Raw genomic sequence first — 13030 nt, forward strand, 5'->3', positions numbered from 1 at the left:
ATCAAATCAGAAAAAGAATCGCTGGATATCGTTCCAGGTGACGACGATCATGAGGAGCATCAAAAGCATGATCCCGACAAAATGGACCATCCCTTCTTTTTGGCGGTCCACCGGCTTGCCGCGGACTGCTTCCAAGATAAAGAACATCAATCTGCCGCCATCTAATGCTGGCAGCGGCAATAGATTCATGATCCCCAAGTTGATGCTGAGCATGCCCGCCCAGCTCATGAGCGTATAAACGCCGTATTTTGCAACTTCTTCCGTGGTTTTGTAAATGCCGACCGGACCGGACAAAGCATCAATTGTAAATTGGCCTGTCACGAGCATGCCGAGCAGCCGGAAGATTTCCTTAAACCAGAACACGGTTTGTTCCGCACCGTATGCAAACGAGCCAAAGAAGTTTTTCTCCACCGGGCTCTTATAAAGAACGCCAATGACACCGACTTTTTCAGGAGATTCTTCAGATACTTCCGGAGTGATTGTCAAATCGAGCTCTTCGCCGCCGCGTTCTACATTAAATTCAAGCGGGGTTCCAGCATTGACTTGTACAGTATTGACCAGTTCGTCCCACGAGCCGATCGATTTTCCATCAATCGCCGTTACCAAGTCACCGTTTTGCATGCCCGCTTCCGCAGCTGGGCTTTCTTCCGTTACTTCAGTGACAACCGGTTCGTTGGTTGGAATTCCTTGCATCAATCCAAGTGCCGTAAAGATGAAAAACGCTAAGATAAAATTGAACAATGGGCCTGCCAAAATGGTCATAAACCGATGGCCGACGTGTTTCGAATCAAACTGGCGGTCAAATGGCGCAAGAATCGTTTCTTTGCCATTTTCTTCGATTACGGCATCGCGGGCAACATTGATTCGGACAAGTTTCTCATCTTCATCATAGCCTTTAATGAATAATTCTTTATCCAAGTCCGCTTCTTCTACTTCCAAAAACAGAATTTCCGGATACATCGTTTTTTGGTTCATAATCACTTTTTCAGCAAGACCCTCTTTGTTCAGCAAAATGCCAACGCGGTGCCCTGCTTGAATATGAATCGTATCCAAATCTTCACCAGCCATGCGGACATAGCCGCCTACCGGCAATAATCGCAATGTATAAATCGTCTCACCTTTTGTAATGCCGAGAATTTTCGGTCCCATCCCAATCGCAAACTCTCGGACGAGAATGCCTGCGCGCTTTGCAAAAAGAAAATGGCCCAGTTCATGGAAAAATACTAAAGCACCGAAAATGATGATAAACGCGATAACTGTTTCCATTTAAACCCATCCTTATAAACCTTTTCGGTTTTAATCTTTAGTTATTTTACCATGTTTTCAACAGATTTTCTTGTTTCCGAGTCCACATGTAGAATTGTTTCTAGGTCGGGGGATAAGATAATTTGATGTTCGTCCATAGCACGCTCAATCATTTCTTCAATTTGCAAAAACTTGATTTGTTCGTTCAAAAACATTGCGACGGCTTGTTCATTCGCAGCGTTTAACACCGTTGTCATTGTGCCGCCTGCTTTGCCGGCTTCAAATGCCAGCTTTAACGCGCGGAACCGTTCATAGTCCATTGCTTGGAAATGCAATTTGCCGATTTCCGCCAAATTCAACCGTTTAGCGGACGGACGCGGCAAACGATCCGGATAAGAAAGTGCATATTGGATCGGCACGCGCATATCCGGCGTTCCAAGTTGGGCGATGACGCTGGTGTCTTGGAATTCGACCATCGAATGGATGATGCTTTCCCGGTGCAGCAGCACATCAATATCTTCGTATGCAAAATCGAATAAAATATGCGCTTCGATCACTTCTAAGCCTTTATTAATCATCGTCGCGGAATCGATGGTGATTTTTGATCCCATTGACCAGTTTGGATGATTCAAAGCATCTTGGACGGTGACGTTTTCCAAATCTGCACGTGTCCGGTCACGGAAACTGCCGCCCGAAGCCGTCAATATCAAACGGCTAGCCTGATCGCGTTTCTCGCCGTTCAATGCTTGGAACAACGCCGAGTGCTCGCTGTCGACCGGTAAAACGGCCGCTCCGTATTGTTTCGCGCTGTCCATGACTAAGTGCCCCGCCGTCACCAAGGTTTCTTTGTTGGCAATGGCAATGATGCGCCCAAGCTTGATTGCTTCTAGAGTTGGCTCTAAACCGACGCTTCCAATGACGGCATTGACCAAAACATCTGCATCAAATGTGGCGGTTTCGATCAGCCCATCGCCGCCAAAAACAAACGCAGTTTTTGGATATTCGGCTTTAAGCGCTGCAGCGTCTTCTTGCCGCTGTACACAGACAATTTCAGGACCGAATTCCTTGATGAATTGTCTCGTAATATCCATGTTCTTCCCGGCAGAAAAGCCTACCAATTTAAATTCTTCGTGGTGCTCACGTATAATATCTGCTGTTTGCACGCCAATTGAACCTGTGGCGCCAAGCAAAACGATTCGTTTAGTCATTGAGTTGCTCCCTCTCTTATAAGAAATGCAAAAAGTGAAGTAGCGGCATAACGAACAAGATGCTGTCAAAGCGATCCAAAATGCCGCCATGGCCAGGCAATAAATTTCCCGAATCTTTCACATTAAAATGCCGTTTTAATGCTGATTCCACCAAATCCCCAAGTTGACCGAATACCGAAGCGATAACCGCTACAATGATAATGATCCAAATCGGGTGTCCCAAATCGACAAAATAATTAAAGATCAGTGCTAGGGCAATTGCCCAAACAATTCCTCCGATAAAGCCTTCTACGGTTTTATTCGGCGAAATTTCCGGCCACAATTTACGTTTGCCAATCTTGCGTCCCGTAAAATATGCACCAGAATCGGTGCACCAAACAAGCAAGAAAGCAAAAATCAAAAAAGCAACATCCGTTTCAACGGTTTCAATCAGGTAATAAAACCCGATGCCTACATAAAGTGTGCTCATGATAGCAAATGCTGCATCGTCGAATGTGAAATTGTTTTTGACGATTACCGTATGTATTAAAAGCAGAACCACAGCTAAAAATGCGAATTCCACTTTGATATAGCCTGTCCATTCAAAAATTTGATCGGCCCACGCCGTAGGCAGCATAAATGCATACAAGGCCAAAAGCGAGATCAATCCGGGAATACTCCAAATGCTGCGCCCCTTCATTTTCATTAATTCCTGGAAGCCTACCGTAGCTAAAACATACATCAATAAAATAAACGGCACGCCGCCAATGATTATAAATGGAATAAAAAGAGCTGCAGCAACGATTCCCGTAATTATGCGTTGTTTCAATTTGCCTCGTCTCCTTTCAAGCCGCCGTATCTGCGATTGCGTTTTTGGTAAACCTCAATCGCTTCAATCAAAGAAGCTTCGTTGAAATCTGGCCATAACGTATCGGTAAACCAAAATTCCGTATAAGCTAATTGCCAAAGCATGAAATTGCTTAAACGCACTTCGCCGCTCGTACGGATCAATAAATCAGGTTCAGGCAAGCCTTTTGTCATTAAACCGCCTGTTATGTGGTCTTCGGTAATATCGGCAATATCCAACGTGCCATCTGCAACTTGTGCTGCAATTTGTTTCACAGCATCCACTATTTCTGAGCGGCTGCCGTAATTCAAGGCAAAATTTAAAACAAGGCCGGTATTGTGTTTAGTCGCTTCTTTCGCTTTTCGAACAGCTGCAAGCGTATGTGAAGGCAAGTTTTCATGATAGCCCATCATTTCCACTCGAACATTTTCTTCGATCAATTCGGGCAAAAACGTGGATAGAAACTCCTCGGGAAGGCGCATTAGAAAATCCACTTCCATTTTCGGGCGTTTCCAGTTTTCAGTTGAAAACGCATAAAGGGTCAAGACGCTGACGCCCAAATCACTTGCAAGGCGCGTAATTTTCCGGACTGTTTTCATTCCTTCATGATGGCCTGCGATTCTTGGAAGCGCACGTTTTTTTGCCCATCGCCCATTCCCGTCCATGATTATTGCAATATGAGCTGGTATTCCTTCAGTTGAAGCAGAAACGATTGGGCCATTGTCTCCTGGAGCAGTATCGGCCATTCGTTTTAATAGTTTATTGAACATATTTTATCCTCCACCTATTACAAATCGGCATGTCTATTGCTTATCATATCAAAAAAAATAGCTTTATGCTCTTTCTTTCATAAGCGGCTTTATTTTTGGCATGAAAAAGCGTCCTGCTTTACAGGACGCTTTTCCTTCTATGAAGTTCGCCTTAAACTTCCATAATTTCTTTTTCTTTTACTTTTGCCAAATCATCAATCTTGGCAATGTTGGAGTCGGTCAGCTTTTGAACCTCTTCCGAATAGTTGCGCAAGTCGTCTTCAGTGATTTCGCTTTTCTTCTGAAGCTTTTTAAATTCATCGTTGGCATCGCGGCGAATGTTGCGGACGCCGACTTTCGCTTCTTCAGCTTCTTTTTTCACTTGTTTCACCAAATCTTTGCGGCGTTCTTCTGTCAAAGCAGGAACTGCCAAGCGGATAACCGATCCGTCGTTCGATGGGCTCAAGCCTAGATCGGATTTCAAAATCGCCTTTTCGATATCGCCGAGCACTGATTTGTCATAAGGTTGAATCATGATCAAACGCGCTTCTGGAATCGAAATCCCCGCCACTTGGTTGATTGGAGTAGGTGCTCCGTAATAATCGATGGACAATTTATCCAAAATTGCTGGAGTTGCACGTCCTGCACGAATTGAAGAAAGGTCGCGTGAAAAAGCTTGGATCGCATTGTTCATTTTCTGTTGTGTATCGTTCATCACAGTTTTCGGCATTATAATGTTCTCCTCACTACTGTCCCGATTTTTTCTCCGAGAACAGCCCGTTTTATGTTTCCATTTTCCATAATAGAGAATACTACGAGCGGAATGTCATTGTCCATACATAATGTGGAAGCAGTAGAATCCATTACTTGAAGACCTTGCTGGATCACATCAAAGTAAGAAAGCTCGTCGTATTTGACGGCTGTTGAATCCGTTTTTGGATCAGCCGAATAAACGCCGTCTACATTGTTTTTCGCCATCAAAATAACGTCTGCTTCAATTTCTGCTGCACGCAAAGCTGCTGTTGTATCTGTTGAGAAGTACGGGTTCCCGGTACCTGCCGCAAAAATGACAACACGCTTTTTCTCTAAATGGCGTATCGCCCGTCTCCGAATATACGGTTCAGCAACTTGGCGCATTTCAATAGAAGAAAGAACACGGCTTTCGACGCCTTGTTTCTCTAATGAATCTTGAAGGGCAAGCGAATTCATGACAGTTGCCAGCATTCCCATGTAATCAGCAGTGGCACGATCCATTCCCATTTCCGAACCGATTTTGCCTCTCCAAATATTTCCGCCGCCGACCACTACAGCCACTTCTACGCCGAGTTCGACTACGTCTTTTACTTGGTTTGCTACTGATTTGATGATTTCGGGAGATAAACCAAATCCTTTATCTCCTGCCATCGCTTCTCCACTTAATTTAAGTACAATGCGTTTGTATTGTTGAACGCTCATCGGTCTCCTCCAGTACACTTTTATTGAAAAATAGGGAACACATTTCAGTGTTCCCTAAGAAAAACTTATTAAAATTAGTTGCCTTTGTTAACTTGGCTCATTACTTCATCAGCAAAGTTATCAACGCGTTTTTCGATACCTTCGCCTACTCCGTAACGAGTGAAGCCTTTTACAGTTCCACCAGTTGACGCTGCAAAGTCACGAACTTTTTGGTCAGAGTTTTTAACAAACGACTGATCCAACAAGCAGATGTCTTCGAAGTATTTGCCTAGACGGCCTTCAACCATTTTCGCTACGATGTTTTCAGGTTTGCCTTCGTTCAACGCTTGCTCAGTCAATACTTTGCGCTCACGGTCTACTTCTTCAGCAGAAACTTCGTCGCGTGAAACGTATTTAGGGTTCAAAGCAGCAATGTGCATTGCGATGTCGCGTGCAGCATCTGAATCTGTAGAGTTTTCAAGTTCAACTAGAACTGCAATGCGTCCACCCATGTGCAGGTAAGGACCGAAAGCGTCGTTATCTGATTTTGTGCGGATTTCAAAACGGCGCAATGTAATTTTTTCGCCGATTTTAGCAATAGCGTTTGAAATGTGATCTGAAACGGACAAACCGTTTGACATTGTAGAAGCAGTTGCTTCTTCAATTGTAGCAGGTTTAGTAGCCAACAAATGCTCGCCCAATTCTTTTACAAGTGTTTGGAAGCCTTCGTTTTTCGCTACGAAATCTGTTTCTGCGTTTACTTCGTAAATGACAGCGTCATTTCCTTGAACCAAAACTGCAGTTGTTCCGTCTGCTGCGATGCGGTCAGCTTTTTTAGAAGCGCTTGAAAGGCCTTTTTCGCGCAAGAAATCAAATGCCGCTTCGATATCGCCATTCGTTTCCACTAATGCTTTTTTGCAATCCATCATACCTGCGCCTGTTTTTTCACGCAATTCTTTTACCATTTGAGCTGTAACTGCCATGATTAAATTCCTCCTTAAAATGTATGAAACTTCTCAAAAAAAGGTGATAAGTGGGTTTGGCCGCTTATCACCTGTCATACTTGTGAATTACTCAGCAGATTCTGCTGCTACTTCTTCGTCTTCTTCAGGTTTTGACTCAAGCAAAGCATCAGCCATTTTACCAGTCAAAAGTTTAACCGCGCGGATAGCATCATCGTTTGCAGGAATTACATAATCGATTTCATCTGGATCACAGTTAGTATCAACGATACCAACGATCGGAATGTTCAATTTCATAGCTTCTGCTACTGCAATGCGTTCTTTGCGTGGGTCAACTACGAACATTACGTCCGGAAGTGAACTCATATCACGGATACCGCCAAGGAATTTAACAAGGCGTTCGTGTTGTTTTTTCAATTGAACTACTTCTTTTTTCGGTAGAACTTCAAAAGTTCCATCTTCTTCCATGCGCTCAATTTGTTTCAAACGGTTCACACGTTTTTGGATTGTGCCGAAGTTAGTAAGTGTTCCACCCAACCAGCGTTGGTTGATGTAGTAGTTGCCAGAACGTTCTGCTTCTTCTTTGATCGCGTCCTGAGCTTGTTTTTTCGTACCAACGAAAAGTACTTTACCGCCTTCTTCGCCCACTTGCTTCATGAAGTTATAAGCTTCCTCAAGTTTACGGACTGTTTTTTGAAGATCGATAATGTAGATACCGTTACGTTCTACGAAAATGTATTTTTTCATTTTCGGGTTCCAACGGCGAGTCTGATGTCCAAAGTGTACACCAGCTTCAAGCAATTGTTTCATTGAAATTACTGACATGTGTGTTTCCTCCTGATAGGTTAGTTTTTTATTCCTCCGCATCCTTCATCTTTGAACCGTTACCCCAAAAGGCACCTGCGGAACAAATCCAAATGCGTGTGTATTTAACACCATTTGAAATTATAACACGGTATGTGTTGTCGCCGCAACAAGTTTCTCTTAGAAATATTAGAATGCGTACAGCAGTTAAACGATAGTCCGCAAAAAATAACCACCGGCAACGCAGCGGGAGTTTAAGCTTGAAAACAAAATATTGTTTAGCACGATAGTGTACTAATAGTACTTGGTAAGTGAGCAGATCCCGGATTCTGCGCTTCATCCGGACTCTTGCCGCGGGGTTTCGCTACAGATCCTAGTGTCGAAAGGGTAAAAAGGGACAAGCTTTTCCTTTTTAGCTGAAAGAGATTGCTTTTACTAAACATGTTGCCTTAAATTGAAAGCGACACTCCAATCAGTCCGGCCACGGAGACTCCTTTGGAAGCAATGAAACGACACGAGCCGCAGACCCTGTAGCGATCGGTGCGAGTGAAACGACTAAGCCTGTGCCCATGGAAAGCGCAGTGGCCGGTCCGGTTGAATTTATTCCTCTCCGCTTATAACGCAGTCTGAGTCTATTAATTACTTTCTCAGCCCATAAAAAAAAGACGCCGGATTTTATCCAGCGCCTCTTGGCTTTGATTAGTTCATTTTCAATTGTTCTAGTTCTGCAAGGAATTTTGTGTTCAATACTTTGATGTATGTCCCTTTCATCCCTAGTGAACGTGATTCAATTACGCCAGCACTTTCAAGTTTGCGAAGTGCGTTGACGATTACAGAACGTGTAATGCCGACGCGGTCAGCGATTTTTGAAGCGACAAGCAAACCTTCGTTGCCGTCAAGCTCTTCAAAAATGTGTTCGATCGCTTCTAACTCACTGTATGAAAGTGAAGAAATCGCCATTTGAACAACAGCTTTGCTGCGGGCTTCTTCTTCGATGCGGTCGCCTTTTTCGCGCAAGATTTCCATGCCGACTACAGTTGCACCGTATTCGCCTAGAATCAAATCGTCATCGTGAAATTCGCCAGTAATGCGGCCAAGTAGAAGTGTTCCTAAACGTTCTCCGCCACCGATGATCGGAACGATTGTTGTCAACGCTTCTTTAAACAGCTCACGCTCTTCTACAGGGAAAATTGTGTGTTCGCTGTTAACATCCAAGTTTGCAGATGTTTCGTTGATATTTGATAAGTTCTGTGTATACTCAAGCGGGAATTGGCGCTCTTCTAGCATACCTTTCATGCGTTCGTTTTCAATTTGCTGGTTAATTGCGAATCCAAGCAATTTCCCTTTGCGGCTTACGACGAAAGCGTTGCACTCGATAACTTCGCTCAACGTTTCTGCCATATCTTTAAAGTTAACCGGTTTACCAGCTGCAGCTTGCAGCATTGAGTTAATGCGTCTTGTTTTTTCCAATAAATTCATTTAAATGAACCTCCTACATGATTACACCGTATTTATTCAATATTCTAAAGGTTTTTACTCTTTAATGATACTATTCTGGCTCACATTATAAAATAAATTGTGACAAATCCTTGTTTTTCGCCACATTTTCAAGCTTTTCGTTCACATATTGAGGGGTTATGTCAATTTGTGCCGGCGAAATCTCTGATGCTTCGAAAGACAAATCTTCCAACAATCGTTCCAATATCGTATGAAGACGGCGTGCGCCAATGTTATCAGTATCCTGATTTACTTCATATGCAATTTCAGCCAGTCTAGTTATTGCGGCATCATTAAAGTTTACCACAACGCCTTCTGTTTCGAGAAGCGCTTTGTACTGATTTAACAAAGAATGCCGTGGTTCTGTCAAAATTTTCACAAAATCGCCAACTTCTAGCTTCTGCAACTCCACGCGGATTGGGAAACGCCCTTGCAATTCCGGGATCAAATCCGATGGTTTTGACATGTGGAATGCGCCAGCCGCAACAAATAGCATATAGTCAGTTTTCACTGCCCCGTATTTCGTAGAAACAGTAGATCCTTCAACTATCGGCAAAATGTCCCGTTGGACGCCTTCTCGTGAAACGTCTACAGAAGAGGCATTGTTTCTGCTTGCAATTTTATCCATTTCGTCAATAAAGACAATGCCGTGCTGTTCAGAACGATGTATCGCTTCTGTTGCCACTTCTTCATCGTCTACAAGCTTCGCTGCTTCTTCGGCAGTCAAAATGCGCCGGGCTTCTTTTACTTGCAGCTTGCGCTTTTTCTTTTTCTTCGGCATCAAGGAAGACAAAGCATCCTGCATATTGGCGCCCATTTGTTCCATTCCCGATCCTTGCAAAGCGTCAAACATGGAAGGCGCGTTTTCAATAACTTCTGCCGTTACCCATTCGTCCTCCAGCTTGCCCGCTTTCAAATCAGCAGCAATTTCTCTGCGCTTTACGCGGACTTCCACTTCAGCTGTCGCGTCGTCTTCTTCTTGTTCCATTTTTTGGCCAAAAAGCATTTCCAACGGATTTTGGCTATTTTGCTTTTTCTTCAGTGATGGAGCAAGGAGTTTAACGATGCGATCATTTGCTGCCATTTCCGCTTGCATTTTCACAGCTTCGAATTTTTCTTCCCGTACCATTCTTACGGCCGCTTCCACCAAATCACGGATCATGGATTCTACGTCTCGGCCCACATAACCCACTTCGGTAAATTTCGTCGCTTCGACTTTGACAAAAGGTGCACCGGTCAGCCGGGCAATCCGGCGGGCAATTTCAGTTTTGCCGACACCCGTCGGCCCGATCATCAATATATTTTTCGGAATTACTTCGTCCCGCAGCTCTTCTTCAAGCTGGCTTCTGCGGTACCGGTTGCGCAACGCAATCGCGATTGAGCGTTTTGCATCTTTTTGGCCAACGATATAGCGGTCCAAGTGTTCAGTTATTTGTCTTGGCGTTAAATCTGACTGGTTTTTCATTTTGGCAGCTCCTCCAGAATGATTTGGTGATTGGTGTAGACGCAAATATCTGCGGCTGTTTCAAGGGCAGACTGGGCGATTTGGGCAGCGGTCATATTGTCGCCCGCATATTTTTTCAATGCACGGCCAGCAGCGAGCGCATAGTTGCCGCCTGAACCAATAGCCAAAATACCGTCATCCGGTTCGATCACTTCGCCGGTTCCTGAAACGAGCAATAATTCATCTTTGTTCATCACAATCAGCATGGCTTCAAGTTGGCGAAGCATTTTGTCTCCTCGCCATTGTTTGGCCAGTTCAACTGCGGCACGCTGAAGATTGCCGTTGTATTCGGTCAGTTTGCCTTCAAACATTTCAAAAAGGGTAAATGCGTCAGCCACGGATCCGGCAAATCCCGTCAATACTTGGCCGTTAAATAATTTCCGGACTTTTCTCGCTGTGTGCTTCATAACGACAGCGTTGCCAAAAGTTACTTGCCCGTCTCCAGACATGGCGCATTCGCCATTATGTTGTACTGCAAATATCGTAGTAGCATGAAACTCGTGCATCGTAAAATCCCCTTTCTAAGCTCGTGGATGTGAATTTAAATACGTTTTTCTTAAATGTTCTTTTGTAACATGTGTATAAACCTGAGTCGAGCTTAAATGCGAATGCCCTAACAGTTCTTGGACGGTGCGCATATCCGCTCCGTTATTCAGTAAATGAGTGGCGAACGTGTGCCGAATCATATGGGGATAGATCGACGAATTGCTCGAAGCTTTTTTCATGCATTCGTTTAAAATGTGGCGGACTCCTCGGTCGGTCAGCACTTCGCCCCTGCTATTGACGAACAAACTGTCGTGGTCTTGATTCTTCATTAACTTAGGACGGGCTTCTTCGATATATAGTTCCAGCGCATCGTGGGCAAACTGGCCATAGGGAATATAGCGCTCTTTCCGGCCCTTCCCCATGACTTTGACGATTTGCAGGCGCCTGTCCAGATCGTGCATCCGAATGGACACGCATTCACTGACGCGCATGCCGGTCGCATACAGCAATTCCAACAGAGCCATATTGCGGATCGACAGTTTGTCTTCTCCTTGGACCGACTTGAAAAGCACGTCTAGTTCTTCTTCATAGAAAAACTGCGGCAGCCGTTCTTCTTTTTTCGGATGGTACAGCGACCGGAATGCCGCTTCGCTCAACCCAAATTCTCGGTTGCCGTAGCGAAAAAACGAACGGATCGCCGAAATTTTTCGGGAAATGGTCGTTCGGGACAATGTAGCATCATAGAGGACCGTCACGTAATTTCTTGCGTGGATATATTCGACTTCCTTCAAGTCTTCTACGCCTTCTTTATCCAGAAAATGAAAAAACCCCATCAGATCTTGTTCATAATGGTGGACGGTGTGTTCGGAATAATTTTTCTCAAGTTGTATATACGTCATAAAAGATCGAAGCATTTCTTCTTTCTCCATAACAAGTCCACCTTTCCACAAATACAAAAGCCTCTAAATTATAACAAAATTTAGAGGCTTTTATCAATTAAACAGTTACTGTATTCATATAATTACGAATTGATTCCAAGGCGCGGTTCGCGTGTTTCTCTGCGCGTTCTTGTTTCGATTTGATGCGTTCGCCAAGATCTGGGAACAAACCGAAGTTGACGTTCATCGGCTGGAAGTTCTTGCTGTCTGCTTCTGTAATATAGCGAGCCATGCTGCCTAGAGCCGTTTCAGCCGGCAAGACCACCTGTTCTTCGCCAAGCGCCAGTTTCGCAGCGTTGATGCCTGCGAGCAATCCGCTTCCTGCAGATTCTACATAGCCTTCAACGCCTGTCATTTGGCCGGCGAAGAAAATATTCGAATCAGCTTTCAGTTGGTACGTCGGTTTTAATACACGCGGCGAGTTGATGAATGTGTTTCTATGCATAACGCCATAGCGGACGATTTCCACATTCTCAAGCCCCGGTATTAATTGCAGCACTTCTTTTTGCGCTCCCCATTTCAAGTGCGTTTGGAAGCCGACAATGTTGTAAAGCGTGCCAGCTGCATCATCTTGGCGCAGCTGAACAACCGCGTAAGGACGTTTCCCGGTTTTCGGATCTTCCAAACCAACCGGTTTCATCGGCCCGAATGTCAAGGTTTTGTCGCCTCGCGCTGCCATTACTTCAACCGGCATACAGCCTTCAAAGTAAATTTCTTTTTCGAATTCTTTTAACGGCACTACATCCGCTTCAACAAGCGCTGTATGGAACCGGCGGAATTCTTCTTCCGTCATCGGGCAGTTCAAGTAGGCCGCTTCCCCTTTGTCGTAACGGGACTTTAAATAAACTTTGTCCATATCGATGCTGTCTTTTTCAATAATAGGTGCTGCCGCATCGTAGAAATACAAATATTCTTCGCCTGTCAGCTCGCGCACTTTTTCGGCAAGTGCCGGAGAAGTCAACGGGCCTGTTGCGATAATCGTGATGCCTTCAGGAATTTCAGTCACTTCTTCATTGATCACTTCAACAAGCGGATGATTTCTTACTTTATCCGTTACCGCTTGTGAAAACTCGTGGCGATCAACCGCTAAAGCTCCCCCTGCAGGAACAGACGCTTTGTCAGCAGCTTCAATAATCACCGAATCCAAATGGCGCATTTCTTCTTTGATAACGCCAACTGCATTTGTCAGCGAATTCGCACGAAGCGAGTTGCTGCATACCAATTCCGCAAATTTATCCGTATGGTGAGCGGGAGTTTGTTTGACTGGACGCATTTCATAAAGGCGTACATTAACACCGCGTTTGGCAATTTGCCAAGCCGCTTCACTGCCGGCAAGTCCTGCTCCGATTACATTTACAAATTTCGTCATTTTCTACA

At 44.5% G+C, this 13030-nt stretch carries 13 protein-coding genes; all 13 read right to left on the reverse strand.

Annotated features, from left to right (window positions below; translation table 11 throughout):
* Positions 1 to 6: 6 nt before the first annotated feature.
* A complete protein-coding gene (gene rseP / locus ACRRQV_RS04840; RefSeq protein WP_432528254.1) occupies positions 7 to 1266 on the reverse strand; it encodes an RIP metalloprotease RseP in 1260 nt (419 codons plus the stop codon).
* A gap of 41 nt (positions 1267 to 1307) precedes the next feature.
* On the reverse strand, positions 1308 to 2453 hold the full coding sequence (gene dxr / locus ACRRQV_RS04845) for a 1-deoxy-D-xylulose-5-phosphate reductoisomerase (protein WP_432528256.1): 1146 nt from the start codon (positions 2451 to 2453) through the stop codon (positions 1308 to 1310).
* 16 nt (positions 2454 to 2469) lie between these two features.
* Complete coding sequence (locus ACRRQV_RS04850; RefSeq protein ID WP_432528258.1) at positions 2470 to 3261, reverse strand: phosphatidate cytidylyltransferase; 792 nt, start codon at positions 3259 to 3261, stop codon at positions 2470 to 2472.
* Complete coding sequence (locus tag ACRRQV_RS04855; protein ID WP_432528260.1) at positions 3258 to 4049, reverse strand: isoprenyl transferase; 792 nt, start codon at positions 4047 to 4049, stop codon at positions 3258 to 3260. Before ACRRQV_RS04855 ends, ACRRQV_RS04850 begins: the two co-directional genes overlap by 4 nt.
* Positions 4050 to 4200: 151 nt before the next feature.
* Entirely contained in the window at positions 4201 to 4758 is a 558-nt protein-coding gene (frr, locus tag ACRRQV_RS04860; RefSeq protein ID WP_432528262.1) for a ribosome recycling factor, read from the reverse strand.
* Positions 4758 to 5483 (reverse strand): UMP kinase, encoded by a 726-nt coding sequence (gene pyrH / locus ACRRQV_RS04865; protein WP_432528264.1) that lies wholly within the window; start codon positions 5481 to 5483, stop codon positions 4758 to 4760. Before pyrH ends, frr begins: the two co-directional genes overlap by 1 nt.
* Before the next feature lie 74 nt (positions 5484 to 5557).
* Positions 5558 to 6445, reverse strand: coding sequence for a translation elongation factor Ts (gene tsf, locus ACRRQV_RS04870; protein ID WP_432528266.1), 888 nt, complete (start codon positions 6443 to 6445; stop codon positions 5558 to 5560).
* An 87-nt stretch (positions 6446 to 6532) separates the two neighbouring features.
* Positions 6533 to 7249, reverse strand: a complete 717-nt coding sequence (gene rpsB / locus ACRRQV_RS04875) for a 30S ribosomal protein S2 (protein ID WP_432528268.1) — start codon at positions 7247 to 7249, stop codon at positions 6533 to 6535.
* 678 nt (positions 7250 to 7927) lie between these two features.
* On the reverse strand, positions 7928 to 8707 hold the full coding sequence (codY, locus tag ACRRQV_RS04880) for a GTP-sensing pleiotropic transcriptional regulator CodY (protein ID WP_432528270.1): 780 nt from the start codon (positions 8705 to 8707) through the stop codon (positions 7928 to 7930).
* An 85-nt stretch (positions 8708 to 8792) separates the two neighbouring features.
* The gene (hslU, locus tag ACRRQV_RS04885) at positions 8793 to 10190 is read right to left on the reverse strand and encodes an HslU--HslV peptidase ATPase subunit (RefSeq protein ID WP_432528272.1); all 1398 of its coding nucleotides are present in this window, start codon (positions 10188 to 10190) and stop codon (positions 8793 to 8795) included.
* Complete coding sequence (gene hslV / locus ACRRQV_RS04890) at positions 10187 to 10735, reverse strand: ATP-dependent protease subunit HslV (protein WP_432528274.1); 549 nt, start codon at positions 10733 to 10735, stop codon at positions 10187 to 10189. The genes hslU and hslV overlap by 4 nt, the downstream gene beginning before the upstream one ends.
* Positions 10736 to 10750: 15 nt before the next feature.
* On the reverse strand, positions 10751 to 11644 hold the full coding sequence (xerC, locus tag ACRRQV_RS04895; RefSeq protein ID WP_432528276.1) for a tyrosine recombinase XerC: 894 nt from the start codon (positions 11642 to 11644) through the stop codon (positions 10751 to 10753).
* 67 nt (positions 11645 to 11711) lie between these two features.
* Positions 11712 to 13022, reverse strand: a complete 1311-nt coding sequence (gene trmFO, locus ACRRQV_RS04900) for an FADH(2)-oxidizing methylenetetrahydrofolate--tRNA-(uracil(54)-C(5))-methyltransferase TrmFO (RefSeq protein WP_432528278.1) — start codon at positions 13020 to 13022, stop codon at positions 11712 to 11714.
* Positions 13023 to 13030: the final 8 nt, after the last annotated feature.

The organism is Planococcus sp. YIM B11945 (genome assembly GCF_050864155.1).
Classification (GTDB): Bacteria; Bacillota; Bacilli; order Bacillales_A; family Planococcaceae; genus Planococcus.